This is a genomic window from Secundilactobacillus yichangensis (genome assembly GCF_016861565.1).
Classification (GTDB): Bacteria; Bacillota; Bacilli; order Lactobacillales; family Lactobacillaceae; genus Secundilactobacillus; species Secundilactobacillus yichangensis.
In genome coordinates, this window is the sequence record NZ_BOLK01000002.1 from 138,397 (window position 1) to 164,636 (window position 26,240).

Genomic DNA, 26,240 nt, shown 5'->3' on the forward strand with positions numbered 1-26,240 from the left:
TTTAGAGGAGGCTATGAACAACCTCGACACTTTTATTTCATATGATATTGACGCCTTTATTAAGTACTTCAAAATCAGTTTGCATTATACAGAATCCCTACCGGAAAACATTAATGGTTATACCGTTCCACTAACCCGCACGATGTTTATTAACGAGCACGCAAGGAACAAACTCTTCGTTAAACATCATGAGTTCATTCACTGCCTATTGGACGAAAACGCTGAACCGTTAATAGAATCAGTTTATATGGAGGGTACGCGAATAGAGCATCGTGCAGACGTTGGTGCCCTCGCGATGATGATCAAATAATATGTAGGCTGTCTGGATATAAGGCCGTCAGAGCTAAATATCATACATTTACAACAGTATTATGGCCTCGATGACAAGTACCTTTATGACCTTGCTGATGTGGCTGAAAAATTATATGGAATCAGAATAGATTTGTGAAATAATTTCATTTTACACATTGATAAACTAACTAATTATGCTGGGAGATATAACCATGGAGAACACGAGATTCTGTAATAAATGTGGCAAGGAAATACCAATTGATTCAGAGTTCTGCCCCTATTGTGGTGCTACGCAACCAAAAATTGATGCCGTGGCTAGTCAAAATGTTCAGTCGGCGTCAGGAGACGCAAATCACCCCTCTCAATCTAAAAACACAACTGCCAATTTAAAGCAAAAACCCAAAAATCGTTTATGGCTATGGCTTGCTTTGCTTATTGTTATTATCGTTGTTTCAGGCGGTGGATATGCAGCATACGCTCACCATGAGGCCGTAAAGCGTCAGGAAACGATTGCAGCTAATAATGCATCCTTTAATGAATACCACGATGACTTTATAGATCAATCACAGAAGATAGGAACAAATCTTGAGAATCTAGGGAACGACGTTCAAACTGCTTGGCACGATGCAATTTTTGAGGACGCAGGAGCAAAAGTAAACGGTAAGTATTATACAGATTTCAATAAGGCCACCCAAGCTGTTTTTGACAAATACACAGCCAACGGAAAAGTTGATAAGATTCTTAAAGAAAAATCGGATATTAAAGAAGACTACAAATTAATGCAAAGATTCAAGACAAAGGACAAACAGAGCAGCTTTGATGATGTCAAAAATACGTATCAAGATGTGAAGACCATGTACTCTACTGTTACTAACCCAACAGGAACATATAATGACTTTTCTAGCGCATTTTCAAAGGCTGACAATGATTTAGGTAGCGATTTAAATTAATTATTAATGGATTGGGGAGATTCTAAAATGAAATTCAAAAAATATGTAATGCTTGCCGTAGCCACCCTTGCATTGGGTACTGGTCTGAGTTTAGGACAAACAAATGCTCATGCGCTTGCATCTTATTGGAAGTCCGCTCATTGGGTCACGCTCACCCAAAATGTCACTGTCTATAAAATTAACAACAATAGTAAACATGTTGTTAAAAAGTACACCGCTCATTCAGGTTCCCATTACAAAATGAATCACTGGGATGTTAACTACAGCTGGGTATTGCAATCAGGCCACTTTAACACCGGCAACACGTATACTTACACAGTTAAACGTGCTTGGAATAGTTCCAGCTGGTTCAAAATGGGAACCCACAAAGTAACTAGTAAAAGAAGCTCTGTAAAATATAAATCCTTCCACGGTTATCGGATAGCAACTTCAAAAAGCGATATCTCCTATAATACTTTCTATGATACAAAAACGCATGCAACTTTGTCTGATTATCGCCCCACTCAAGCAAGTAAAGTGATTTTCAAATATGGATCCCATGTTTCTCCTAAGGCTCATGAATGGACTTGGTTCCACGGCAAAGGTCAGAGCTTATTAACTGACTACCGTTATATTGGTGGAAAATGGATAAAAATAGATACGACAGATACCAGCAAAATTTAAGACTATAGATTAGGAGCTATTTCAAAATGAAACCAAGAAACTATGTATTATTAGGGGCTACTGGTTTAGTACTTGGTGTCAGCATACCGTTTACACAAACAAAAGCCAGTGCTGCAACATGGCACACATCTTCACTGCCAGTTAAATTACGTGGTACCTGGCACGGCAAATATACCGGACAAAAACTTTATGTTTATCGACACTCGATTCGATATGCCGGTGAAAAAGCCATGACTCATATTAAATGGCTTTATGCAGGCAACAATTACTATCGTTTAAAAGGTCACGGATTTTCCGATTCCACACTTTTTCATTACATTAATAGGCATAAACTGACAACGTATTCGATGGAACATACATTTTATAGATAGTTAAATAGTTCTTTCTGGTACTTCTATTTTAAGCAATTCCAAAATATTGATGCATAGTCCAGATACCGATGACTATAAAAGCTGAATTCATTTAATGAGATCAGGTTTTAATGCGTTTTAGAAAACTTGTCACTTTAGGTATTACTACTCTTTCTTTAGGTACAGCTGGTGCTGCATTAGCACAACCAGTTGAAGCCCATGCTGCCACGGCCATCCCCGCCCGTTTCCGTCATAATTGGAAATATTATGGCGATGGTCACACGATAATTCTTAGAATGCACAAATATTCTGTAAGCTATTACGATGGTAACAAGGGCTATGGCGGTAGTTGGGAAAAACGTTATTATAAAAAAGCATCTAAAAATCACTACTACGTTTTAGCACCAAAAAGGAAGACTGAACAAGGTATGGGTGTTAAATACGTTAACAGCCATAAATTACATCTAGAATATGATGTAAGTATCCTTACTATGCATCGCTATTAATATATTATGCCGAATATTAGCCCACGAGGGCTTTTATTTGACACCAAAAAAGAACGTACATTTGATAAAGGCAATAACATGTAGAAAGGATGATGATATATGCCGAAAAGACGTAACTCATCTATTAAACCTTATAAGGTTAAAAATAGACAGTCAGGCAAACTAGAGACCAAATATCGGTTTCAGATTTATGTGGGCATCAATCCCCTAACCGGTAAGCAAACGTCTACTCGCCGGTCTGGATTCTTGAGCTATGATGCTGCCGATGAAGCTTATAACCAACTGCAGGTTCAGATTGATAATGGTTCTTATTTTAAAGAGCAGCGGGAGCATAATGAAACCTTCCAACAAATATTTGACCTCTGGTGGAAAACTTATGAGCCAACTGTCCGCTTAACCACTGCTCAAAAGACAAAACAGTGGTTCCACTTGCGGATACTCCCCCCGTTTGGGAAAAAACTAATCCGCGAAATTACTCCTGCTCAAGTTCAAACAGAGATCAATCGTTGGGCGGCACAAATTGTCCGTTATAAAACTTATGTAGACTATTTAAACCGGGTCTTCAAGTTTGCAATGATTATGGGTGCGATTGATGTTAACCCTGTAGATCACGTTATTATCCCCAAAAAAGGTAAACCATCCACTCGGAAATCGAAAGAAAACTTTTGGGAGCCAGGTCAACTGGAAATCTTCATGAAGTTTATTGATGATAAGCCACTGGATATTCTTGCCTTTTACCGGACAGTAGCCATGACTGGCCTTCGCCGTGGTGAATTACTTGCTTTGCGTTGGTGCGATGTTGACTTCCATAACCAATGTCTGTCGGTTAAACACTCTGTGTTTCATGACGAGGAAACGAACGAATATGTACTGGGACCAACGAAGACGAAAGCTAGTGTGCGGGAAGTCCCTCTTGACCCAAAGACAGCCAAGATACTTGCTCAGTGGCGGAGCACGCAGCATGCATTAATTGGCGGTCGATCTTTTCATCTGGATCAATTAGTTTTTCCCAGTCCGGCTGACCATAACCGAGTTATGCAATTCGATCGCCCTGGTATAGTTCTGGATCGGCTAATCAAGGAGGTCAAACTGCCACGAATCACCATGCATGGATTTAGGCACACGTATGCTACCTGGATGTATGAAACTAATCCAACTATTACACCTAAAGATATGCAGCTCTTGCTGGGTCACGAAACTATAAGAATGACGATGGATATCTACACCCACTCAACTGATACCGGACAGCAAAAAGTTGCTTTATTTCTCAACAGTAAGGTTGATTTCTAGCGGTTTCTGACGTGTTACTAAGCAAGATCGATCTGATTTGAGCTTGCTTAGTTCCCAGCTTAGATAAAACACCTTAATATTTGGAAGCATTAGGATGCTGATAATATAAAAAAACCACAACGGCAACCTTTTAGATTACCATTGTGGGCTATTGGGATGAATTAAAGGAGAGTACAGGATTTGAACCTGCGCGCCGGTATTAGCCGGTTCGCCGGATTTCGAGTCCGGTGCATTACCACTCTGCCAACTCTCCATAACAACACACTAAATAATTATAACAAACCTAGCCAAACTTGCAACTACTAGTCATAAATATTTAGTGTGTTAATTTAATTTTTAATATTCCATCAAACTAAAGATATCGTAACCCTTGATCTTATCGCGACCGTGCAAATCCTTTAATTCGATAATAAAGGCAGTTCCAACGACAATTCCGCCAAGTTCTTCTACCAAGTCAATCGTTGCACTGATCGTACCCCCAGTAGCCAATAAATCATCGGTTACCAACACACGTTGACCGGGTTTAATTGCATCCTTATGCAAATAGAGCGCTGACTTACCATATTCAAGATCATACGTTGCCTTGACCGTCGCACGGGGTAACTTACCCTCTTTGCGAGCCGGTGCAAAACCAATGCCAAGTTCATATGCCACAGGACAGCCCACAATGAAACCACGTGCTTCAGGTCCAACGATCATATCCACATTTTTACTGCGTGCGTAGTCCACCAATAGGTCAGTTGCGTAGCGGTATGCCTTGCCATCTGACATCAATGGTGAAATATCACGGAACATTACACCGGGTTCAGGATAATTTGGCACCGTCGCAACGTAATTCTTTAAATCCATTGTCATTTTTAATAGCAACTCCTTTAATCTTGTGCAATTAGCGAGGTCAACAAAGACTTAAAGTCAGCCGTTTCGCTATACAATAGTTGTTTTTCAGTTTCAATCTGCTGTTGTCGTTTTTGGTAACTTGGTGCGTCTGTGATCTGATGATGAGCTGGTTGTTCTACCTCATTCAATTTACCATTGGCAATAGTCACAAAACCCAGCTCACGAAAAATCTGCAACATCAAGACTAACTGAGTTGGAACGATTTGTAAATACTTTGCCAGCTCATTCAGCCGATGTGAGACGTCCACGTCATGATGTGTTTGAACGAACCTAAACAGTTTAGCATATTGTGCGCGATCTGGCATCCCCAAAAGATAATGACTTTCCTTTAAATAAAAATAAGCAACAATTTGATCAGCCTGAACAGCATTTAAAGCCACCTTTAAATCGCCAATTTGAGCCGGACAATCCACTAAATACACAGTTGGTGTACGGACCTTACCAAGTCGTTTAGCGTCCGTCAGCAGCCAGGAATTAGCCGTAGCGGGAATTTGCGGCTTAAGTTTCTCATAAAGTCGCTGATTAAAGAAAACGTAGGTTGCGTTTGCATCCTGGAACATGTCTTGACGCAACTTTTGCGTTCGCTGATCACTGATGACTAATCCGTCAACTGCCAGGTCCTTTACCATAACTTGCATTGAGGTACGGCCCTGCCAAACGTTGATGTCAATCTGCCCCACTACTTTCACCTGCTGCGGTGCACTCTGAAGAACTGGTGCCAGCTCACCTGCTCCAAAATCAATGGCGTTCAGCTGATGATTTTGGTCGGTTAACTGAAACTTCAAATGTTTACCATCAGCACCAATCGCTTTGACGTTTTGAACAGCACTAGGTTTAAAAGCAAACATTGGAACCGGATTATCAGTCCCAAACGGTGCTAACTGACGGAGTTGCTGGTACAAATCTTCCGAAACATCACCAACCGGCATCTCAGAAGCCACCGTTAGTTGCGTCTTAGGCTGATCAGCTAACTTTTGATCTACAGCGGCCTGATCAAAACCGGCTTGTAATTGGTCTAATTGATCAGCTTTTGCCGTCATCCCAACCGCAGCAGCATGACCACCAAAATTAACCAGCAGGTCACGCTGACCATCGAAAGCATCGAACAGGTTAAACCCGGATACGCTGCGGCCTGAGCCCTTCGCTGTACCGTTTTCCGAATTAACGTCCAGCACGACGGTCGGCTTGCCAGTAACCTCAACTACCTTACTAGCCACGATTCCAAGTACGCCTTCATGCCAGCCCTTGCCGGTAATCAGCATGGTTGGGTGATCGCGATGATTTTCATCCTGAGCTTGAGCAAGTGCCACTTCACTAATATCAGCCACTAACTTTTGTCGATACTTATTTTGCTTTTCAGTCAATGCTGCAAGCTTCTCAGCCCGATCTTCATCCAAAGTTGTCAGTAACTCAACGGCTGGTGCAGCATCATCTAAACGCCCCAGTGCATTCAACCGAGGTGCGATTCCAAATCCAATCGACTGTTCATCAAGTCGGTCTGGGTCAATGCCAGCTTCCTTAATGAGGGCAACTAGGCCCAGCCGATCCGTTTGAGAAAGCAGCTGTAAGCCAGCTGTAACCAATACTCGGTTTTCATCAACCAGCGGTACCAAGTCAGCAACCGTACCAATGGCTGCAAGGTCCAGCATTTCCTGCGGGACTTCGTCTAATAGTGCTGTTGCCACCTTAAAGGCCACTCCAGCACCAGATAAACCACCAAAGGGATACTGAGCCTCAGGATGACGCGGGTGAATAATTGCGTAAGCATCAGGCAGCTTAGCCGGCAGTTCATGGTGATCGGTAACGACTACATCACAGCCAAGTTCATTGGCGCGAGCAATGGCATCATTACCAGCAACCCCATTATCCACGGTAACAATCAGCTGGGTGCCGTCCTTAATCAAACGCTCGAACGCTGCGACGTTAGGACCGTAACCATCAACAAAACGATTGGGAATAAAGTAATCAACGTTAGCACCGATTTGATCTAACGTTTCATATAGAATCGAAGTGCTAGTCACACCATCCGCATCATAGTCACCGTAAATCGTGATGTGATCACCATTCGCCACTGCACTTTGAATCCGTTCCACGCCCTTTTGCATGTCGTGCATCGCCATTGGATCATGCATCTGAGAAAGATCAGGTTGAAGGAACTGTTCAGCTTTCTCCTTAGAATCGTAACCACGGTTCAGTAAAATTTGACCCACCATTGGTTCAATAGACAATGCATCAGCCAGCTGCGTTGCTTCATCACTGGGACGATCCACGTTTTTTATTTGCCAATCATAATGTGGTTCAATCATGAACATCATCCTTTGCTTCTGGTTGTTTTTTCTTCACCTCACCGGCGTTAACTGAATGAGTTTTCACCGTTTGGGTTTCATCCAGGCGAGTCTCCAAAGCTTGAATGCGACTCGTCTGATGCTTAATGGTTTTCTTATTGTGATAATTGGAAATTGTCGCAAAAAGGAACATTAAAAGTGCCCCCAAGAACACAGCAACTAGTAAAATCAATACTAGTGGCCACGAAACGGTTGTAAACCCGAAATGAATCGGAATCGACTCCGTATTCATCACCGAAAAAATTGCGATTAAAATCACAATTAAAATGGCAATGATCACTTTTCCTTGACGTTTCATTGAAGAGTCCTCCTATTCCCGTTCCTTATCAAACGGGATATCAACTACATCAAAATCCTTCACCACTTTTGTATTACTGAAGACCGCTTGCGCCTGCTTTTCTAAATCATGGGCGAGCTTCCCATTATACCGAGCAGAAATATGATTCAATAATAGCTGACCGACATGCGAAGTTTTAGCAATGTTGGCTGCCTGCACGTTAGTTGAATGGTAGTAACTATGAGCCATTGCCGCTTCGTCCTTAGCAAACGTACTTTCATGAACTAATACATCTGCATTTTCGGCTAATTTGTAACTATTAGCGGTTTTGCGCGTATCACCTAAGATAGCAACAATCCGCCCCTTTTGAGCATGCCCAATATAGTCCTGACCATTAATTTTTCTACCATCCTCTAAAGTAACGGTTTTACCAGCTTTAAGCTGACCGTATACTGGCCCAGAAGGAACGTTGTCCTCGTGAAGCTTGTCAACCATTAACTCACCGGGATGATCGCGTTCTACAACCCGATACCCGAACGTTTCAATCTTATGATCTAAATGTTCAGCGTACACCGTAAATTTATCGTCATGGAAGATTTCACCGCCGCCGGTTAATTCCACAAACTCGATGAAGTAAGACAACTTGGTTTCCGAAACTTTCAAACTTGTTAGTACGAAATTACGAATCCCTTTAGGACCGTAAATGGTCAACTTATCGTTACCACCTTGAAAGGAGCGGCTACTTAGTAAGCCTGGCAACCCGAAAATATGATCACCATGCAGGTGAGTAATAAATATTTTATCGATTTTTCGCGGTTTGATCGTTGTTCTTAAAATCTGTTGCTGAGTACCTTCGCCGGCATCAAACAGCCAGATGGAATTGCGTTCTTCTAGTAACCGTAATGCTAAGCTGCTGACGTTTCTAAACTTTCCAGGGGAACCAGCACCGGTACCTAAAAATTCAATTTGCATATCTGTCGTCCTTTTCTATCTATCTTGCACCGAACATCTCAGCTGGTGTTATCTGGTCCCTTTTATCAGGGTTCCTAACCCTATAATTGTATCAGATTCAGGGTGTGATTGTTTGATTATTTCACTGAAATTCAGAATGTTATGCTTGGGGAAACTAAAGTGACACGTTGCGCAATTGTTGTCAAAGATAATGTATAATTAAGATTAGAGGAAGTGAAAAATTTGCGTCTAGGAGAGCTTATCACATTAGTGCACCAGTTAGGCCCTAACTTGAAGCTGGGTTTCGACACTAACCCAATAACGCCCATCTCTGGTATGTCAACTGCCGAAAATCACCTGCTGCTGCACGGCGTCACTCAAACGCCTTTAACTGTTGGCTCATTTCGGCAGCATGCCACTCACTTCAATCACCAACTAACCGTTTTCAAGTCTAACGGTAGCAGGTTATACGGATTTCGCCAATCGGAGCACTGGTTACTATTTAAATAATGGAGGATCTTTAATATGTCACATAAGCATTTAATGCTAACTGCCATTTTGACAATTGGCATGATTCTAGTCGGCTGCGGGAGCCAGGCAAAATCAAATAAAACAGCTAAATCAGGTTCGCAGACCTCATCCAGCCAGCAAGTCAAAACACCGGAAAAATCAGTGTCTGATCAAGCTACTATGAAGCCCTATAAAGTACCACGTTCAGAAAAGAGTAGCCACAACTACCAAAAATCAGGGCTGCTTTCGTTTCCTGGCCAGTTTGCTTATGATCAAGCTGGCACTAAACTGACCTTGTCACAAAACAAGCGGCTAAATCAGCAAACTGCAAGTCAGGGAATAAGTTATCAGGTCACTGACGTCAAGCGCTTTAATAATAATGCCAAAACAAAACGGGCTATGCAGATGGCTCAACAGGCTTTTAACATTGGTCAAATTCCCAATCCTTACCAAACCCTGCAGATTAAATTTACAGTTAAAAACACTTCCGACCATCCGGTTAAAATTGACGGTATTCAACGGGTCACTCTTAACGGTTCAAGACCCATTGCTTCTAATGGAATCAGTGACCCAAGTGCCGGACAAGTCCTTAATAAAAACAGTGCCAAGACCTTCTCCGGAATGATTCTGATTGGCCCCAGTAATTTTAAAGTTAATCAGATAAACGTTAAATTCTCGGGCAGTTTCAACGACTCCGGTCAGTTAGTTTCAAAATCACCAGCTGCACTTATAATCAAGCTTTAACCCTTGCAATCGACATAAAACACCGTGTACTGACGCAAAGCGTTTGTACACGGTGTTTTTGATTATTTTTCTGTAGACGCTCCAGAATCAGTCAACCGCTGAACTAATAAGTGCGTATAGTTGCGGTTCCCCGTTGGATTAGGGTGGACATTATCATTGTAGAACCATTCCTTATGGTTCTTACTGAGATCATGCCAATCAACTAATTCAACGTTTGGGTAACGCTTGGCGGCCTTTGCAATCGTGGTGTTAACGGACGTTTCCCAGTTTCGGGTTGGCACGTGTGTGTTAACCCAGAAGATGTGGCGCTTTGGACCGACCATGTGGATCACTCGATCGATTTGGTGATCAGTCATTGGACTGTTAGTACCCAAATTAATAACCACTGTGTTCGCCAAAGCCCCCTGTGATTTGAGGGATGCAATCTGCCTTGGTGCTTGCCAGATTTGACGCCCAACGCCTGCCGAAACATAGGTGTTCGGAATCACCTGACGAATATCTTTAGACACATCCACCATGACAGAATCCCCAATAGCAGTCACAGACAGATTCTTAGCCTGGACATACTGACGCTTAGTTAAGCCATAGGCCCTAACGAGTTCTTTTTGATGGGCAGTTAACTTAACTTTTCTCCAAGTTTCTTCGCGTTTTTTCTCAGCCGCAGCCTTTTTGGCAGCTGCTCGCTGTTTCTTTAAGGCTGCTTTGTTAGAAGAAGCATCCTGTTTTTGATTATGCTTAATATTAGTTTGCAGCGCTGAGTCATTGGCTTCCGAATGCGTTGGGGAAGTTGCAGCCCCAAACAGCGCTACAACCGTAACCAAAACGGCTGGAATCACCGCATAACGGTGCTTGCCAAAAGCCTTCGGATTCTTGAAAAACTGCTTCACCAAGGCTGGCAGCTGACCATAATTGTAATGGCGTAACGGCCGCTCCAAGTACCGGTAGGATAGATCACTAGTGATCAAAATTAAAATGGTTTCCACCAGCGCATTTAACACCGGATGGGCAGCAATATTAGTTACTTTAGCTTCGTAAAAAATCATGATTGGAAACTGGTACAAGTAAATGCCATAGCTGCGCTTCCCCACCCAATCAAAGACTCGGTTAGTAAACAGTTGATTCATAAAGCCGGCTGGATGAGCTACAGTAGCTACCAGAATAGTCGACAAAAATGTAAACAGGAACATGCCGCCATGGTACGTCAAACTTGACTGACCTGACATCGTGAAAAACATCGTGATCAAAATTAACAAACTAACGATTCCAGCACCATTTAAAAGCCACTTGGCTTGACTGTCCAGTTCACTCTTCAGCTTAGTAGCTGGCCAAACGAAGGCCAACGCAACACCAAACAAAATGGCAAACATCCGTGTATCAGTACCGTAATAAACCCGGTTGGTCATTGCGGTACCGGTATACAAGTATCCCATCCAAATTGCTGACATCACCGATAAACTTAAAACAAGGTAGAAAATTGACTTTCGTTCCTTAAAAATAAACAACAGTATCACTAAGATAGCCGGCCAGAATAAATAAAACTGGCCTTCAATTGAAAGCGACCAGAGGTGTGTAAATGGTGACTCACCATTGAACCGGTCAAAGTATGACTGCCCATGGCCAATTTCCCACCAGTTGTACACGTAAAGTAAATTAGTACTAATAATGGCCTTCAAGCTGACAAATAGCGAACGCTGAAACAAGGTGATATACGCTGCCGTCGTCAGTACCATTGTAACTAACGCTGGATAAAGCCGTTTCATTCGTCGAACATAAAAACTGGCGATATCGATTTTTCCATTTTGTTCGTATTCCTGTAATAGCAGATCAGTAATTAAATAACCAGACACCACAAAGAATATTGGAACGCCTAAATAGCCCCCCTGCAAGCTATAAGGCAATAGGTGATAGACAATCACACCAATCACCGCAATAGTCCGGATTCCGTCAAACCCAGAAATATAACGGCTATGCTTAAGCCGTTTACTCCCTGCGTGTTGCATCGATTCTCCCTCGTTTCATCTCTTAAGTTAAACTTAAAAATTCTATTCCACAAATTCAAAGGTAAAGTCATCGATTTGAACTAAATCACCGTTATGAGCACCCTTTTCTCTCAAAGCGTCATCAACTCCCATACCTCGCAGTTGCCGTGCAAAACGCAGCGTACTTTCTTCGTGATCCATGTTGGTCATCTGGAATAGTCGCTCTAACTTGGCACCGGTTAATACCCAAGTGCCATCTTCGTCACGGTTAATGTCAAAGTCGTCCGAATCAGCTGGCTGTTCATCCGTAATCAGCATCTTCTGAAGATCATCCACACCCTTAACTGGGAATGCAGGTGTCTGATCAAGAATCTCAACCGTCTTTTGAATCAGCGGTGTTAATCCTTCATGCGTTACGCTAGAAATAGCCATAACAACTGGCGGTGTTGCTAACGTGGTGTCTTTTGCCAGCTTCTCTTTCAATGTAACTAAATTATCCGCTGAATCTGGCAGATCCATCTTTGTTGCCACGACAATCTGAGGCCGTTTCAATAAATCTGGATCATACTTCTTTAATTCAGCGTTGATCTTCAAAAAGTCATCGTACGGATCACGGTCTTCGAACCCACTGACATCAATTAAATGCAGCAGTACCCTCGTCCGCTCAATGTGCTTCAAGAACTCAATTCCAAGACCAACGCCGTCAGCAGCACCCTCAATCAAACCGGGTAGATCGGCCACCGCAAAATCACGGCCATCACTCAACTTAACCATCCCTAAATTAGGGGTAAGGGTCGTAAAATGATATTCGCCAATCTTCGGTTTAGCACTGGTGATGGCTGACAGCAAGGTCGACTTTCCAACTGATGGAAAGCCAATTAGACCAACATCCGCCAACAATTTTAATTCCAAGCGAACGCGGCGCTCTTCTCCAGGAGCACCATTTTCAGCTAATTCCGGTGCGGGGTTCTTCGGTGTCGCAAAGTGGACGTTACCACGTCCGCCACGGCCGCCATGAGCGACAACCAATTGATCATCTGGCTCAACTAAATCAGCAATCACCATGTTAGTTTCATCATCAATCACCGTTGTGCCTTCGGGAACCAAAATGACCCGATCTTCCGCACCGCGGCCTGTCATTCCTTTAATACCGCCATTTTGACCATGGTCGGCCTTAAACTTTTGGTTATAACGAAAATCCATCAGGGTACGAAGCCCCGTACTTACTTTGAACACAACGCTGCCGCCGCGGCCACCATCGCCGCCGGCTGGTCCACCATTGGGCTCATACTTTTCTCGCCGGAAAGCAACCATTCCGTTGCCACCATTTCCGGCCTTAACATTTATTGTAACGTGATCTACAAACATAGCATTTCTCCATTATTCCATTTCATTCGGACATTCCTAACCTTGCTATTATCTAATGAATACCGTTAAATTACCACCGTTTATTGAAACTTTTTTAAGTTTGCGCTAGCTAGTCTCCGTTGTTTTGGCTAAAGTCAGGTGGATAGTATCGGCCACCGACTTAGAAATACCCAGTTCATGCAGTTCCTCTGGAGTTGCAGCAGCAATCTTTTTCATTGAGCCAAACTTCCGCAGCAACTTATTTCTGGTTTTGGGACCAACTCCGTTAATATCGTCCAAGCGTGAGCTCAGCGAGTTCTTTGCGTGAACTTTCCGGTGAAAGGTGATGGCAAACCGGTGAACTTCGTCTTGAATCCGCTGGAGCAGATAGAAGCCCTGCGATTTCGGATCAAGATGCAACGGTGTGTCGTTGACCTCTGATAATAAATCAGCCGTCTTATGCTTATCGTTTTTAACCATTGCAGCCACTGGGATTTCAAGCCCTAATTCGTTTTCCAATACGTCTTTAGCTGCTTCCAGCTGAATGGCACCACCATCCATAAGTACCAAATCAGGCATTGCCTCATGTTCCTTCAATAGCCGCGTGTAACGCCGTCGAATAACTTCACGGGTACTAGCAGCTTCATCTGCATGATGCACCGTTTTTAGCTTATATTTGCGATACAAGCTTTTATTCGGCTGCCCATCTACAAAAACGACCATGGCCGAGACCAAATCTGCTCCTTGAATATGGGAGTGGTCAAAGGCCTCAATTTTATGCCCTGGCGCAATCCCCAGCGCATCCGTGATCTCTTTCATAGCACCAGTGGTCTTTTGCTCATCAAGCTCCAGCAACCGAAACTTTTCCTCCAGCACTAACCGAGCGTTCTTTCCAGCCATCTCAAGCAGTGCCCGTTTTTCACCACGCTGCGGCGTTCTAACCGGCATTGGCAGCATCTCTTCCAAAATATCCTTCGGCAAACTTTCGGGTACCAAGATTTCCTTTGGAAAAACACTATTTTTCCGGTGGTAAAACTGAATAATAAAACTGGTCATTTCTTCAATTTCATCGTTCACGATTGGAAATAGCCGTTTTTCACGTTTAATCAATCGTGCTTGACGAATGAAGAAAACCTGAACCGACAACCAGCCCTTATCCAGATAAAAATTAAAAATGTCCCGCGGTGTTTGGTCATTGGAAATGATTTTTTGCTTTTCAACCGTGACTTCGATGTAATGCATCTGATCACGAATCTCAGCAGCCCGCTCAAACTCCAGGTTATCTGAAGCCTTCTTCATCTGGGCATTTAGATGCCGTTTGACAGTGGCTACATTGCCATTTAAGAAGGACTTGATACGTTCAATCTGTTTATCATATTGTTCTTTTGGTACTTCTTTAAAGCAGGCCCCTAAACATTGCCCCATGTGATAATACAGGCACGGCCGGTTCTGGAAGCCGTTGCAGCGACGCAACGGATAAACCTTCTGCAGAAAATGCAAGGTTTCTTCAGCAGCGTAGACGTTGGGATACGGACCAAAGTAATACGCCCCGTCTTTACGAATCGAACTGACGATCTGCATAGTAGGGTCGCGTTCATTGGTAATCTTAATGTAGGGATAGCCTGTCCCCTGTTTTAACTTGATATTGTAATGCGGCTGATGCTTTTGAATCATCGTAATTTCAAGCAAAAACGCTTCTTTATCAGTGGAAGTCACAATGGTTTCAAAATCAGCAATTTCCGAAACTAATCGTGCTGTTTTCCCTTCATGACTGCTTTTAAAATAGGACCGGACGCGGTTCTTCAAGTTTTTTGCCTTGCCAACGTAAATGATGTGCCCATTGATATTTTTCATCATATAAATACCAGGCATGTCAGGCAAAAGTGCTAATTTATGTTCTAGATATTCGGTGGCCAAAGAGACGACCTCCTTCCGCTTCATTCTCTGGGATACAGCTATCTCGAGCTTCCCCAGTTTCGACGTTTCATTATAACCCCGAATAAGTGTTTGGGGCAAGCTACCTGCTTTTACCGGTCTAACTAACCATTTGACCGTAACACACAAAAACACCATGATTCAAAAATCGAATCATGGTGTTTTATGCATCACTATCTAAATTAGCTGTTGATAATCTTGCTAATAAAGTCCTTAGCCCGTGGATTTTGCGGGTGTTCGAACATCTCATTTGGCTTATTCTTTTCCAAAATGTAGCCGTCAGCCATAAACCAAACCTCATTGGCAACTTCTCTGGCAAAGCCCATTTCGTGAGTAACAACCACCATGGTCATGCCATCTTCAGCCAGTTCCTTCATAACAGACAGCACTTCACCGACCATTTCAGGATCCAACGCACTGGTTGGTTCGTCAAACAGCAACATCTCCGGATCCATTGCTAAGGCTCTAGCAATCGCCACACGTTGAGCTTGCCCACCTGATAGGCTGCTTGGATAAACGTTGGCTTTTTCTTCCAAACCAACCCGTTTAAGCAGACTCATTGCCTTTTCTTCAGCATCCTTATCAGACATCTTTTTAACCCGAATTGGTGCTAATTTCAAGTTATCAAGAACCGTCAAGTTAGGGAATAAATTGAAGCTTTGAAATACCATCCCCATCCGTTCACGTAAGGTGGTTAATTCTTCTTCAGAAAATTTTTGCGTGTCTTTTCCTTCAAATAATACCTGACCTGCCGTTGGCTTTTCCAACATGTTCAAGCAGCGTAAGAACGTACTTTTACCGGAACCTGAAGGGCCAATCACACAAATCACCTGACCAGGCATAACCGTTCCATCAATTTCTTTTAGGACTTCGGTTTCGCCATAGTTTTTTTGAAGCTTTTTAACTTCAACTAATGGTTTATCTTGCATGTTTCATTCTCCCCTCGAAGTAGTTTAGAATTCTCGTTAAAATAAACGTCATCACGAAGTAAATGCACATTGCGATGAACACTGGCATAACCCCACGATAAGTATCGGCACGCACAATGTTTAACTGGTAAATCAAATCAGTGACACCGATGATGGAAACAATTGAACTTTCCTTAACCAGTGAAACAAATTCGTTACCAAGTGCTGGCCAAATATTCTTCAATGCTTGAGGTAAGACCACAAAACGCATGGTATCACCCTTAGCTAACCCTAGACTAGCTGAAGCTTCGGTCTGTCCTTTATCAACCGAGTTAATACCACCACGGATAATTTCCTCGACATAAGCACCACTGTTCAGCGACACGGCAATGATACCTGATAATAACGCTGGCAGATTGATAATGATTCCAACACCAAAGTAAACAAACATCACTTGAACCATCAATGGGGTCCCACGAACGAATTCGACGTACGCCACCGAAATTGCCTTAAGCAGCTTGCTCTTGCTAAACCGCATCAAAGCTAAGATAGTTCCCAGCAAAACCCCAAAAACGACTGAAATAGCTGAGATCAATAAGGTATATTCAATCCCTTTAGCAAAGTAAGTCCAGTAGTGGATCATTGAGGTATTGACAGTGTTAACCTTCATATACTTCCCTGCATCAGCCAAGTACTGAGTCGTCAAGTGCTTTGCCTTGATCTTATCAATACTCTTGTTAACAGCTGCCGCTAAAGTACCGGAACCCTTTCTAAAGGCCATCGCGGAACCAGTTTCGTTCTTATTCAAATGATAACCGGATTTGATCATTGCCAAATCATGGTCGTTCTTAACGTAAGCTTCAGCTGATGGCGTTTCAATACCAAGCGCATCGATTTTGTGAGTCTTTAGTGCCAGTACAAGGTCGGTGTTCTTGTCCATTCCCTTAACTGTTGCTCCAGGAATCTTGGATTTAGCTAAATTATATTGCAGCGTCCCTGTCTGGGCACCAATCTTCTTGTGAGCTAACGCAGCTTTATTCTTATATTTACCAACATCGGTCTTATTGATCAGGAAACTTTGACCACCATTGTAGTAAATTTCAGAAAAATCAACACTTTGACGCCGCTTAGCAGTTGGGTTGATCCCACTCATGGCCACGTCAGCTTTACCAGTTTCAACGGCTACCAAAACTGAATCATATGACATGGACTTGATTTCAAGTTTAACGCCTAGATCCTTGGCAACCTGTTTCATGATATCAACATCCATACCAACAATTCTGGATTTCCCATTTTTGCTGACTTGGAATTCATAAGGCGGGTAATCTGGCGAGGTCGCCATAACGATTTTGCCCCGATCCTTAATTTTTTGAAGTGAATCATCCGCTGCATACGCGGTGGTATGGTGCGTTGGTTGAACTGTAAATAAAACGAATAATGACAAACACAGTGTCACGATAGTGAGTAATATGTTTCTCCCCTTGGCTTTCATTCACCCTAACTTCCTCTCTAAATTTAAGTAACTCCTACATTACACCCAAATCATTCTTTATGCAATAAAAAACGGAAAAAAGTCTCGTTTATACAAAATAAAGTTGCTTTTTGCGTTATATACACTTTTATATATATTATGCATCTGATTGAAAGAATCCACTTAAATTGGAACTGTTTGGCCGCCGTTTAACACACCGCTCTTACCGCACACCTTCTTCCACCTTTCTTGCTTTCCCCCTTTCTCCATGATAAACTAAGCCCAATGAAGGAGTTGACTGCATCATGGGATTGAAAGTAAAACGTCAAAATGACCTCGACGCAATGTTCGGTAAATTTGCCGAAGCCGATATCAAAGATGAAAAACGTGACAAGTTTTTAAAACACGACGAACAAAAAGATGCGACTAAAAAGGCTAAGGCTTTAATTAAAGAGCATCGCGACTATCATAAATAACAAAAAATGGCACCCCTCTGGGTGTCATTTTTTTATGCATCAATTTCTTTTTTGGCCTGTTTGATTTGTTTACGAACCTGATCAAAACCAGTTCCGCCTTCAGAATGACGGCGTTCAACCGCAACTTCTGACTTCAAATCGTTATAAACGTCTTCTTCGATCTTGGGCGATGCCTTCTTTAACTCGCTTAATGACATATCTTGTAAGTTCTGATGGGTCTGAATACCCTTCAAAACTAACTGCCCCACAATGCCATGCGCTTCTCTAAAAGGCACCCCTTTAGTTGCCAAATAATCCGCTAATTCCGTCGCGTTCGAAAAGTCATTTTCCGTTGCGGCCTTCATGTTGTCGGCCTTAACAGTTACCGTTGAAAGCATTCCGTTGAAGACTCGTAATGCTGGTAATAAGGTTTTGACTGTATCGAAGACTCCCTCCTTATCTTCTTGCAGATCCTTATTGTAGGCCAGCGGCAATGACTTCATCGTGGCTAATAACCCCATCAAGTGGCCGTATACCCGGCCGCTCTTACCACGAATCAACTCCGCCATATCTGGATTCTTCTTCTGTGGCATGATCGAACTACCGGTGGTATAAGCATCCGATAATTCTAAGTACTGAAATTCATGGCTGACCCACATACTAAGTTCTTCGCAGAATCGAGACAGGTGCATCATTAAGATTGAACTGTTACTGAGAAATTCCAACGCAAAATCACGGTCTGAAACCGCATCTAATGAATTAGCGTAAACCTTGCTGAAACCTAACGTTTTTGCCGTCATCTGACGATCGATTGGAAAGGTCGTACCAGCTAACGCAGCAGCTCCCAGCGGTGAAATATCCGTATGCACTTCATTAAACGTAAACCGTTCCTTGTCACGCTTAAACATTTGGTAATAGGCCATCAAGTAATGACCGTATGAAATCGGCTGTGCGTGCTGCAAATGCGTGTAGCCTGGCATGATCGTCTCAAGGTTCTTTTCAGCCAAGCTGATCAGCGTTTTTTGTACCGTCGTAATTTCATCAATAATCTTTGGTAACCGTTTCTTCAAGTACAGATGGAAGTCCGTTGCAACTTGATCGTTACGTGATCGAGCAGTATGCAGTTTACCTGCCACAGGACCGATACGATCCGTCAAAATACTTTCAATATTCATATGAATATCTTCGTTTTCAACGGTAAAAGTTAACGTACCGGCTTCCAGATCTTTTTGAATGCTTTCCAGTCCAGCAATGATCTGATCACAATCATCAGAAGGAACGATTCCAGTTTTTTGTAACATTTTAACGTGGGCTAAAGAACCTTCAATATCTTCTTCAGCCATTAATTGATCAAAGGAAATGGAAGCCCCAAAAGCATCGACCCAAGCGGCCGCCTGCTCTTGAAACCGGCCACCCCAGAGCTTTTTGGTTGCCATTACTTTGTCGCCTCCGTTTGATGCTTCTTCTCTGATTTCACAGCTACCTTTACCTTACTCTTGGTGTTCTTGGTCACTGCGTTAACGAATGCTGACTGCTGGTTCTTCATCTTGACTTGTGAGTAAACCGTAGTTGGTAAGCCCCAGAGCTTGATGAAGCCCTTAGCTGCTTCTTGGTCAAATGAATCAGAAGCGGTATAGGTAGCTAAGTCCTTGTCATATAATGAACTGTCTGACTTCCGGCCTAAGGTGATCACGTTGCCCTTGAATAATTCAACCTTGATCACACCGTTAACAACTTCTTGACTCTTCTTCAAGAAAGCAAGTAAGGCATCCATTAATGGTGAGAACCAAAGCGCGTTATAGATCATTTCGCTTAATTGTTTTTCAATCACTGGCTTAAAATGAGCTAAATCCCGTTCAAAAGTTAAATCTTCCAACTGTTTGTGGGCCTTCATCAAGACGGTAGCAGCTGGTGCTTCGTATACTTCACGAGACTTGATACCGACCAGCCGGTTTTCAATGTGGTCGATCCGGCCAACACCATGCTCGCCCGCAATTTTATTGAGCTTTTGAATTAAATCAGCTAGCTGCATTGACTTCCCGTTTAACTTCGTTGGGACCCCTTTAACAAAGGTAATCTCAATATCTGTTGGCGTATCCGGTGTTTTATCAATTGGGTTGGTCAATGCATAAGCATCTTCTGGTGCACTTACCCATGGATCTTCCAACACACCGGCTTCGTTAGCACGGCCCCAAATATTGGCATCGATTGAGTATGGCGAGTCTAAATCAATTGGAATTGGAATGTTGTGCTTCTTAGCATAATCAATTTCTTCTTCCCGTGACCAGTGCCAGTCCCGAACTGGACTTAATACTTCTAGTCCTGGGTTCAATGCGTGGATGGCAACTTCGAACCGAACTTGGTCGTTACCTTTACCGGTACAGCCATGGGCAACTGCTTGCGCATTTTCCTCTTGTGCAACTTCAACCAACTTTTTACTGATTAAAGGCCGTGAAAGTGCTGAAATCAACGGATACTCACCTTCATAGTAAGTATTACCCTGTAATGCGACCATTGCATAATCTTCAGCAAATTCTTCAAGCGCATCGATCACATAAACTTTAACAGCACCAACATTCAGTGCTTTTTGCTTGATGAAATCTAGATCCTTACCTTCACCAACGTTGATGCAGCAAGCAATAACATCATAGCCCTTATCTTTCAACCAAGGAATTGCCACGGAAGTATCTAGTCCGCCAGAATATGCTAATACTACTTTTTTGTTATTTGTCATGTGAACGCCCTCTCATTTCTTCTTTTAACTTAATGATACGAGATTAACACCTGTATTCAGTAAATGCAAGTGTTTTTTATTATTTATACATAAAAATAGCCAGTATTACAGTTAATATACATTATTTATGACTGACTTTAGTGCCAGAACAGTATGTATTAAGCCCTTTTCACCTAAATGTAGCATTCATAAAAAAATTTTAAAAAGCTCGCAAACCAGTTAATGAATCAACTGATTTGCGAGCTTTTATTAATTAATGATTATTAGGTGAATCTGGGTACCGCTTATTCAAGCGTTCAATATTACCATTTGCGACGTCCTCAAAGGGAATATCTGCCCACTCAGCAACTTGTGACAAGTACCAAAGTACATCGCCCATTTCTTTTACCAGCTGCTGCTTATCAAGTGACTCTCCTTGAAAAGTATACTGTTTAACTAAATCGACAACTTGCCCTGTTTCACTGGAAAGACCCAAGGCACAATTAGTCAACACTTGTTCGCTGCCGAAAAGGGTCCGGTTAGCAGCTTTTTGATACTCATTAAATTCCATTATGATTTTCCCCCAAACGCATGTTGTTCGATCCACTGCCATACTTCGTCCTTACCTGACTTGGTTTGCGCAGAGAAAGGCAGTAAATCGTCTTCGGGACGAATCTGTAACGTCTTTTTCACGAGGCTGAGCTGTTTGTTCCACTTAGCTCCAGGAATTTTATCCATTTTAGTTGCTACCACTAGGGTTGGAATTTCATAGTAGCTCAGCCAAGTGTACATCGTTTGATCGTCACTTGTAGGCGCATGACGGCCATCAACCAGTGAAACGACACCTCGTAAGGTATCCCTAGAAGTGAGGTAAGTTTCGATCATTTCGCCCCACTTTTCTCGCTCTGTTCGAGATACTTTTGCATAGCCATAACCAGGAACATCCACGAAATAAAGCTTGTCTTCTACGTGATAAAAGTTTAACGTCTGAGTTTTCCCTGGTTGACTAGACGTTCTGGCATAACTGTTCCGGTTGATCAATACGTTTGTCAACGACGACTTACCAACGTTTGACCGGCCAACTAACGCAATTTCAGGCTGACCTGTTTTAGGATACTGTTTGGGATCAACCGCACTCATCACCAGTTCAACATTGTGTACTTCCATTGTTACCTCCCGTTCAGCCCTTGACCAAATAAAAGCCGTATGTCCCATAACGCGGAACATACGGCGTAAATGTCGGCTGACATTAGTTGCGGATCAGCTGCTTAAGAAGCTTTTTGATCCTTTAAGATGAGCTCAGGTTCTTGATGATCTTTTACAGTATCACCCGTAACGATGACCTTCGCAACATCATCTCGACTTGGCAATTCAAACATAATATCACGCATAACATCTTCAATAATTGACCGAAGACCACGTGCACCAGTATTACGTTTCAACGCCAACTTAGCCATTTCCCGTAAAGCTTTGTCTTCGAAGTCCAGCTCAACACCATCAAGCGAGATTAATCGCTGATACTGCTTAACCAGAGCGTTCTTGGGCTCCGTTAGGATTCGAACCAAATCGTCCTCAGAGAGCTTCTCTAAGGCTGTCAAGATTGGTAAACGACCGATAAATTCAGGAATTAAACCAAATTCCAGCATATCTTCAGGAACAACACGCTGCATCAAGCTTTCTGATTTATCAATTGGTTGGTGAGTTGAGTCCGCACCAAAACCAATGGTCTTATCACCAAGACGGTTTTTAACGATGGTCTCAATCCCATCAAAGGCACCACCCACAATAAACAAAATGTTTGTGGTATCGATCTGAATAAACTCCTGTTGTGGATGCTTACGACCACCCTGCGGCGGCACGTTAGCAATGGTACCTTCAAGAATCTTCAAAAGTGCTTGTTGAACACCTTCACCAGAAACATCACGAGTAATCGAGACGTTTTCAGCTTTCTTAGCAATCTTATCAATTTCATCGATATAGATGATACCCTTTTCAGCCCGTTCAACGTCATAATCGGCGTTCTGTAGCAGCTTCAATAGGATGTTTTCAACATCTTCACCAACATACCCAGCTTCCGTCAAAGTCGTTGCATCAGCAATGGCAAATGGCACGTTCAAAATTTTAGCTAGTGTTTGTGCCAGATAAGTTTTACCAGATCCTGTAGGTCCAATCATGGTAATATTACTCTTTTGTAATTCAGGACCATCATTTTTGTTAGCGGCCATTTCGTTCACACGCTTGTAATGGTTATAAACGGCTACTGAAAGCGTCTTTTTAGCCTCAGTTTGACCAATAACGTACTGATTCAAAGAATCAACAATTTGCTGTGGAGTAGGTACATCAAACACAGTTTGTGAGCTCTCTTCACTAAATTCCTCATCGATGATTTCTTTACATAAATCGATACATTCATTGCAGATATAGACACCGGGACCAGCAACAATTTTTTTAACCTGATCCTGCGACTTACCACAAAAAGAACAATTTACGGGGCCAGTTGTATCAGTATTTTCAAACAATTAAGAGTCACCCCTCTTTAAATTCTACGATTATATTTTTCTTTAACGCAACTGCTACTATACCATACAAAGATAGTAGTGGGAAAGGAAAAGCTCAAAAGAGATACGCTACAATCAGCGTGGCAATACGCTTTATGACAGATATAGTTTTCTGTTAAATACCGCTTTTAGGCTTTCTAATTATCCTGCATACACAAACAAAGACCCTAACAAGAATCAAATATTCTCGTCTTTAGGGCCTTTGTGTGCAATGCTAACGTTAAAAACTACTTTTCGTTCTTTTCGTTTTCTTCGTCTTTTTTAGACTTGTCTTGCTTAGCTGAATCAGTAATTAAGTCAACAGCCTTCTTAATGGCAATATCATGCTTAAGCATATCGTCTGAAAGTGCTGAACGAACAGCGCTTTCTTCCATACCATATTGACCGGCTAAGTCCTTAACTTCTGCCTTCAAATCGTCTTCAGAAGGGTTGATCTTTTCTGCTTCAACAATGGCTTCCAAAACTAAGTTGGTCTTTACACGACGTTCTGCATCAGCAGCAAATTGTTTGTGTAAGTCATCTTCGCTGGTACCAGTTAACTTGAAGTAAGTCTTAGGGTCGATACCTTGTTGTTGCATGTTTGCCAAGTATTGATCCATTTGACGATGGATGTCTTCTTCCTTCATTGCTTCAGGAATTTCTTGAACTTCAGCGTTATCAACGGCTTCGCCAATTGCTTCGTCTTCGATAGCATTGTGAGCAGCTGTAACCTTCTTTTCCTTCAGTTCGTCCTTGATCTTAGCCTTTAATTCGTCTAAGCTGTCAACTTCTTCATCAACATCTTTGGCAAATTCATCATCAAGATCAGGTAATTCCTTCTGCTTAACTTCGTGAATAGTAGTCTTGAAAGTGGCTTCTTTGCCCTGTAAGTTTTCAGCTTGGTAGTCATCTGGGAAGGTTACCTTGACATCAACATCTTCACCAGCCTTGTGGCCAACTAATTGGTCTTCAAAGCCTGGGATGAATGAATTAGAACCTAATTCGAGTGAATAGTTGTCAGCTTTTCCACCATCGAATTGCTTGCCATCAACGTAACCGTCAAAGTCAATAACAACCGTGTCGCCCTTAGCAGCTGGTTCGTCTTCTTTCAGAACTAATTCAGCTTGTGATTGACGACGGCTCTCTAATTCAGCATCAATGTCCTTTTGGTAAACACGAGTGTTTTGCTTAGTAACGCTTAAGTCTTTGTATTCACCCAGCTTAACGTCAGGCTTTACAGTAACAACGGCCTTTAAGACCCATGGCTTGTTCTTTTCCATGGATTCAACGTCAACTTGTGGTTGATCAACTGGTTCGATACCTGCTTCTTTGATTGCTGCCTCATAAGCATCAGGCAAAACAATGTTCAAAGCATCTTGATAAAGGGCTTCTTCGCCGTACATCTTGTTAAAGATCTGACGTGGAACCTTTCCCTTACGGAAACCAGGAACAGCTAAGTTCTTCTTGGTCTTTGCGAAGGCTTGGTCTAAGCCCTTTTTAATTTGGTCGGCACCAATTTCAAAGGTTAATTCACCTTTGGTGGCGTCCTTTTTTTCCCATTTTGCAGACATTATATTCCCTCCGAAATTAAATATATCTTCGAATACGATCATATTCAGATTGCGTACAGACTTTAGTTTAACGTAAGGAAGCTGAAAAGTAAACATCAGAGTGTACTGCAACGTATGGAAGACATCCATTTTAGCATCAATTTATTTTACTTTGAATAAACTTTCAAAAAGCTTTAAACGGTCATTCATTCAAATAAAAAAGTCCGAAAAGGTAACCTTCTCGGACTTTTTATGTTCATTTAGGTAGGTATTAGTCCATGATTTCTGAAACAACACCGGCACCAACAGTGTGGCCACCTTCACGAACAGTAAACTTAGTACCCTTTTCAATGGCAGCTGGAGCGATCAAGTCAACTTCGAAAGTGACGTTATCGCCAGGCATAACCATTTCTACACCATCAGGCAATTCAATAACACCAGTGATATCAGTGGTGTGGAAGTAGAATTGTGGACGGTAGTTTGAGAAGAATGGCGTATGACGGCCACCTTCTTCTTTAGAAAGGATATAAACTTCACCCTTGAACTTACTGTGGGTTTGGATCGAACCTGGCTTTGCAAGAACTTGGCCACGAACAACTTGATCACGGTTAATACCACGAAGCAAGACACCAACGTTATCGCCGGCTTCACCAAATTCCAAAGTCTTACGGAACATTTCCAAACCAGTAACAGTACTCTTAAGAACTTCTTCCTTAAGACCAACGATTTCAACTTCATCGCCGACCTTGATAGTACCACGATCGATACGACCAGAAGCAACAGTACCACGACCAGTAATGGTGAAGACGTCTTCAACAGGCATCAAGAAAGGCTTGTCGTTATCACGAACTGGAGTTGGGATGTATTCATCAACAACGTCCATTAAGTGTAAGATAACCTTTTGTTGTTCTTCATCGCCTTGGAGTGCTTTAAGAGCAGAACCGCGGATAACTGGAATATCATCACCAGGGTAATCGTATTCTGAAAGTAATTCACGGACTTCCATTTCAACTAAGTCGATCAATTCATCATCGTCAACTAAGTCGGTCTTGTTTAAGAAGACCACGATGTATTCAACACCAACTTGGCGAGCCAAAAGGATATGTTCACGAGTTTGTGGCATTGGGCCATCGGTAGCAGCAACAACTAAGATAGCACCATCCATTTGAGCGGCACCAGTGATCATGTTCTTGATGTAATCAGCATGTCCTGGGGCGTCAATATGAGCATAGTGACGTTTCTCAGTTTCGTATTCAACGTGGGCAGTGTTGATCGTGATACCACGTTCACGTTCTTCAGGTGCCTTGTCAATATCAGCGTAATCTTCTTCCTTAGCTAACCCTTTTTGGGCTAAAACCTTGGTGATCGCTGCAGTCAAGGTAGTCTTCCCATGGTCAATATGGCCAATAGTACCAATGTTTACATGGGGCTTAGTTCGTTCGTATGTTTCTTTTGCCATTAATGAAACCTCCTGTATTTTTCACAAAGATTATGCCAACAAGCGAATTGTTGGCAACCCTTTGTTGTAAATTATACTACTTCTTCTCGAAAAGGTAAATCGAGAATCCCTC

The 26,240-nt window shown here is 42.4% G+C and carries 25 protein-coding genes and 1 tRNA gene; 9 read left to right on the top strand and 17 right to left on the bottom strand.

Annotation, left to right across the window (positions count from 1 at the left end; translation table 11 throughout):
• The first annotated feature begins 13 nt into the window (after nucleotides 1–13).
• The 6 genes from JUE95_RS02575 to JUE95_RS02600 all read left to right on the top strand — a co-directional run bounded on the left by JUE95_RS02575 (nucleotide 14) and on the right by JUE95_RS02600 (nucleotide 4,050).
• Nucleotides 14–310 carry a hypothetical protein gene (locus tag JUE95_RS02575; protein ID WP_203648964.1) on the top strand — a complete coding sequence of 99 codons (297 nt, stop codon included), beginning with the start codon at nucleotides 14–16 and terminating at the stop codon, nucleotides 308–310.
• A 193-nt stretch (nucleotides 311–503) separates the two neighbouring features.
• Complete coding sequence (locus JUE95_RS02580; protein ID WP_203648966.1) at nucleotides 504–1,241, top strand: zinc-ribbon domain-containing protein; 738 nt, start codon at nucleotides 504–506, stop codon at nucleotides 1,239–1,241.
• A gap of 27 nt (nucleotides 1,242–1,268) precedes the next feature.
• Nucleotides 1,269–1,904: a hypothetical protein gene (locus JUE95_RS02585; RefSeq protein WP_203648968.1), complete on the top strand. Its 636-nt coding sequence runs from the start codon at nucleotides 1,269–1,271 to the stop codon at nucleotides 1,902–1,904.
• 26 nt (nucleotides 1,905–1,930) lie between these two features.
• Entirely contained in the window at nucleotides 1,931–2,275 is a 345-nt protein-coding gene (locus tag JUE95_RS02590; protein WP_203648970.1) for a hypothetical protein, read from the top strand.
• A gap of 110 nt (nucleotides 2,276–2,385) precedes the next feature.
• On the top strand, nucleotides 2,386–2,760 hold the full coding sequence (locus JUE95_RS02595; RefSeq protein ID WP_203648972.1) for a hypothetical protein: 375 nt from the start codon (nucleotides 2,386–2,388) through the stop codon (nucleotides 2,758–2,760).
• A gap of 99 nt (nucleotides 2,761–2,859) precedes the next feature.
• Nucleotides 2,860–4,050 carry a tyrosine-type recombinase/integrase gene (locus JUE95_RS02600; protein WP_203648974.1) on the top strand — a complete coding sequence of 397 codons (1,191 nt, stop codon included), beginning with the start codon at nucleotides 2,860–2,862 and terminating at the stop codon, nucleotides 4,048–4,050.
• Nucleotides 4,051–4,215: 165 nt separating this feature from the next.
• Here the strand turns inward: JUE95_RS02600 and JUE95_RS02605 are convergent.
• The 5 genes from JUE95_RS02605 to rnz form a co-directional block, all read right to left on the bottom strand.
• Nucleotides 4,216–4,303 (bottom strand) — tRNA-Ser (locus tag JUE95_RS02605).
• A gap of 83 nt (nucleotides 4,304–4,386) precedes the next feature.
• Nucleotides 4,387–4,905, bottom strand: coding sequence for an adenine phosphoribosyltransferase (locus JUE95_RS02610; RefSeq protein WP_203648976.1), 519 nt, complete (start codon nucleotides 4,903–4,905; stop codon nucleotides 4,387–4,389).
• Nucleotides 4,906–4,922: 17 nt separating this feature from the next.
• Entirely contained in the window at nucleotides 4,923–7,253 is a 2,331-nt protein-coding gene (recJ, locus tag JUE95_RS02615) for a single-stranded-DNA-specific exonuclease RecJ (protein ID WP_203648978.1), read from the bottom strand.
• Nucleotides 7,246–7,590 (bottom strand): LapA family protein, encoded by a 345-nt coding sequence (locus JUE95_RS02620; RefSeq protein ID WP_203648980.1) that lies wholly within the window; start codon nucleotides 7,588–7,590, stop codon nucleotides 7,246–7,248. Before JUE95_RS02620 ends, recJ begins: the two co-directional genes overlap by 8 nt.
• A gap of 12 nt (nucleotides 7,591–7,602) precedes the next feature.
• Nucleotides 7,603–8,541, bottom strand: a complete 939-nt coding sequence (gene rnz, locus JUE95_RS02625; protein ID WP_203648982.1) for a ribonuclease Z — start codon at nucleotides 8,539–8,541, stop codon at nucleotides 7,603–7,605.
• A 222-nt stretch (nucleotides 8,542–8,763) separates the two neighbouring features.
• Here rnz and JUE95_RS02630 point away from each other — a divergent pair, with 222 nt between their 5' ends.
• Nucleotides 8,764–9,030 (top strand): hypothetical protein, encoded by a 267-nt coding sequence (locus tag JUE95_RS02630; RefSeq protein ID WP_203648984.1) that lies wholly within the window; start codon nucleotides 8,764–8,766, stop codon nucleotides 9,028–9,030.
• 15 nt (nucleotides 9,031–9,045) lie between these two features.
• Nucleotides 9,046–9,774, top strand: a complete 729-nt coding sequence (locus tag JUE95_RS02635) for a hypothetical protein (RefSeq protein ID WP_203648986.1) — start codon at nucleotides 9,046–9,048, stop codon at nucleotides 9,772–9,774.
• A gap of 62 nt (nucleotides 9,775–9,836) precedes the next feature.
• Here JUE95_RS02635 and JUE95_RS02640 read toward each other — a convergent pair whose 3' ends face one another.
• From JUE95_RS02640 to JUE95_RS02660, 5 genes are all read right to left on the bottom strand, one after another.
• Nucleotides 9,837–11,774, bottom strand: coding sequence for an acyltransferase family protein (locus JUE95_RS02640; RefSeq protein ID WP_203648988.1), 1,938 nt, complete (start codon nucleotides 11,772–11,774; stop codon nucleotides 9,837–9,839).
• Nucleotides 11,775–11,816: 42 nt separating this feature from the next.
• On the bottom strand, nucleotides 11,817–13,121 hold the full coding sequence (obgE, locus tag JUE95_RS02645) for a GTPase ObgE (protein WP_203648990.1): 1,305 nt from the start codon (nucleotides 13,119–13,121) through the stop codon (nucleotides 11,817–11,819).
• 105 nt (nucleotides 13,122–13,226) lie between these two features.
• Nucleotides 13,227–15,017, bottom strand: a complete 1,791-nt coding sequence (gene uvrC, locus JUE95_RS02650) for an excinuclease ABC subunit UvrC (RefSeq protein ID WP_203648992.1) — start codon at nucleotides 15,015–15,017, stop codon at nucleotides 13,227–13,229.
• Between the two features lie 200 nt (nucleotides 15,018–15,217).
• Entirely contained in the window at nucleotides 15,218–15,964 is a 747-nt protein-coding gene (locus tag JUE95_RS02655) for an amino acid ABC transporter ATP-binding protein (protein ID WP_203648994.1), read from the bottom strand.
• Nucleotides 15,954–17,435, bottom strand: a complete 1,482-nt coding sequence (locus JUE95_RS02660; protein ID WP_203648996.1) for an ABC transporter substrate-binding protein/permease — start codon at nucleotides 17,433–17,435, stop codon at nucleotides 15,954–15,956. Before JUE95_RS02660 ends, JUE95_RS02655 begins: the two co-directional genes overlap by 11 nt.
• A 284-nt stretch (nucleotides 17,436–17,719) precedes the next feature.
• Between JUE95_RS02660 and JUE95_RS02665 the strand changes: the two genes are divergently transcribed.
• Nucleotides 17,720–17,890 (top strand): SPJ_0845 family protein, encoded by a 171-nt coding sequence (locus tag JUE95_RS02665; RefSeq protein WP_179211632.1) that lies wholly within the window; start codon nucleotides 17,720–17,722, stop codon nucleotides 17,888–17,890.
• 32 nt (nucleotides 17,891–17,922) lie between these two features.
• Here the strand turns inward: JUE95_RS02665 and argH are convergent, their stop codons facing one another.
• The 7 genes from argH to tuf all read right to left on the bottom strand — a co-directional run bounded on the left by argH (nucleotide 17,923) and on the right by tuf (nucleotide 26,128).
• On the bottom strand, nucleotides 17,923–19,305 hold the full coding sequence (gene argH, locus JUE95_RS02670; RefSeq protein ID WP_203648998.1) for an argininosuccinate lyase: 1,383 nt from the start codon (nucleotides 19,303–19,305) through the stop codon (nucleotides 17,923–17,925).
• A complete protein-coding gene (locus tag JUE95_RS02675; RefSeq protein WP_203649000.1) occupies nucleotides 19,305–20,603 on the bottom strand; it encodes an argininosuccinate synthase in 1,299 nt (432 codons plus the stop codon). The genes argH and JUE95_RS02675 overlap by 1 nt, the downstream gene beginning before the upstream one ends.
• 253 nt (nucleotides 20,604–20,856) lie before the next feature.
• Complete coding sequence (locus JUE95_RS02680) at nucleotides 20,857–21,153, bottom strand: nucleoside triphosphate pyrophosphohydrolase family protein (RefSeq protein WP_203649002.1); 297 nt, start codon at nucleotides 21,151–21,153, stop codon at nucleotides 20,857–20,859.
• Nucleotides 21,153–21,749, bottom strand: a complete 597-nt coding sequence (gene yihA / locus JUE95_RS02685) for a ribosome biogenesis GTP-binding protein YihA/YsxC (RefSeq protein WP_203649003.1) — start codon at nucleotides 21,747–21,749, stop codon at nucleotides 21,153–21,155. The genes JUE95_RS02680 and yihA overlap by 1 nt, the downstream gene beginning before the upstream one ends.
• Before the next feature lie 101 nt (nucleotides 21,750–21,850).
• On the bottom strand, nucleotides 21,851–23,101 hold the full coding sequence (clpX, locus tag JUE95_RS02690) for an ATP-dependent Clp protease ATP-binding subunit ClpX (RefSeq protein WP_203649005.1): 1,251 nt from the start codon (nucleotides 23,099–23,101) through the stop codon (nucleotides 21,851–21,853).
• A 266-nt stretch (nucleotides 23,102–23,367) separates the two neighbouring features.
• Nucleotides 23,368–24,690, bottom strand: a complete 1,323-nt coding sequence (tig, locus tag JUE95_RS02695) for a trigger factor (RefSeq protein ID WP_203649006.1) — start codon at nucleotides 24,688–24,690, stop codon at nucleotides 23,368–23,370.
• A gap of 250 nt (nucleotides 24,691–24,940) precedes the next feature.
• The gene (gene tuf, locus JUE95_RS02700; protein ID WP_089088519.1) at nucleotides 24,941–26,128 is read right to left on the bottom strand and encodes an elongation factor Tu; all 1,188 of its coding nucleotides are present in this window, start codon (nucleotides 26,126–26,128) and stop codon (nucleotides 24,941–24,943) included.
• Between the last annotated feature and the right edge of the window lie 112 nt (nucleotides 26,129–26,240).

Bases quoted from the DNA above. Each gene is read 5' to 3' on its own strand.
- JUE95_RS02575 (WP_203648964.1), top strand. From the start codon at position 14: ATGAACAACCTCGACACTTTTATTTCATATGATATTGACGCCTTTATT.
- JUE95_RS02580 (WP_203648966.1), top strand. From the start codon at position 504: ATGGAGAACACGAGATTCTGTAATAAATGTGGCAAGGAAATACCAATT.
- JUE95_RS02585 (WP_203648968.1), top strand. From the start codon at position 1,269: ATGAAATTCAAAAAATATGTAATGCTTGCCGTAGCCACCCTTGCATTG.
- JUE95_RS02590 (WP_203648970.1), top strand. From the start codon at position 1,931: ATGAAACCAAGAAACTATGTATTATTAGGGGCTACTGGTTTAGTACTT.
- JUE95_RS02595 (WP_203648972.1), top strand. From the start codon at position 2,386: ATGCGTTTTAGAAAACTTGTCACTTTAGGTATTACTACTCTTTCTTTA.
- JUE95_RS02600 (WP_203648974.1), top strand. From the start codon at position 2,860: ATGCCGAAAAGACGTAACTCATCTATTAAACCTTATAAGGTTAAAAAT.
- JUE95_RS02610 (WP_203648976.1), bottom strand. From the start codon at position 4,905: ATGACAATGGATTTAAAGAATTACGTTGCGACGGTGCCAAATTATCCT.
- recJ (WP_203648978.1), bottom strand. From the start codon at position 7,253: ATGATTGAACCACATTATGATTGGCAAATAAAAAACGTGGATCGTCCC.
- JUE95_RS02620 (WP_203648980.1), bottom strand. From the start codon at position 7,590: ATGAAACGTCAAGGAAAAGTGATCATTGCCATTTTAATTGTGATTTTA.
- rnz (WP_203648982.1), bottom strand. From the start codon at position 8,541: ATGCAAATTGAATTTTTAGGTACCGGTGCTGGTTCCCCTGGAAAGTTT.
- JUE95_RS02635 (WP_203648986.1), top strand. From the start codon at position 9,046: ATGTCACATAAGCATTTAATGCTAACTGCCATTTTGACAATTGGCATG.
- JUE95_RS02640 (WP_203648988.1), bottom strand. From the start codon at position 11,774: ATGCAACACGCAGGGAGTAAACGGCTTAAGCATAGCCGTTATATTTCT.
- obgE (WP_203648990.1), bottom strand. From the start codon at position 13,121: ATGTTTGTAGATCACGTTACAATAAATGTTAAGGCCGGAAATGGTGGC.
- JUE95_RS02655 (WP_203648994.1), bottom strand. From the start codon at position 15,964: ATGCAAGATAAACCATTAGTTGAAGTTAAAAAGCTTCAAAAAAACTAT.
- JUE95_RS02660 (WP_203648996.1), bottom strand. From the start codon at position 17,435: ATGAAAGCCAAGGGGAGAAACATATTACTCACTATCGTGACACTGTGT.
- JUE95_RS02665 (WP_179211632.1), top strand. From the start codon at position 17,720: ATGGGATTGAAAGTAAAACGTCAAAATGACCTCGACGCAATGTTCGGT.
- argH (WP_203648998.1), bottom strand. From the start codon at position 19,305: ATGGCAACCAAAAAGCTCTGGGGTGGCCGGTTTCAAGAGCAGGCGGCC.
- JUE95_RS02675 (WP_203649000.1), bottom strand. From the start codon at position 20,603: ATGACAAATAACAAAAAAGTAGTATTAGCATATTCTGGCGGACTAGAT.
- JUE95_RS02680 (WP_203649002.1), bottom strand. From the start codon at position 21,153: ATGGAATTTAATGAGTATCAAAAAGCTGCTAACCGGACCCTTTTCGGC.
- yihA (WP_203649003.1), bottom strand. From the start codon at position 21,749: ATGGAAGTACACAATGTTGAACTGGTGATGAGTGCGGTTGATCCCAAA.
- tig (WP_203649006.1), bottom strand. From the start codon at position 24,690: ATGTCTGCAAAATGGGAAAAAAAGGACGCCACCAAAGGTGAATTAACC.
- tuf (WP_089088519.1), bottom strand. From the start codon at position 26,128: ATGGCAAAAGAAACATACGAACGAACTAAGCCCCATGTAAACATTGGT.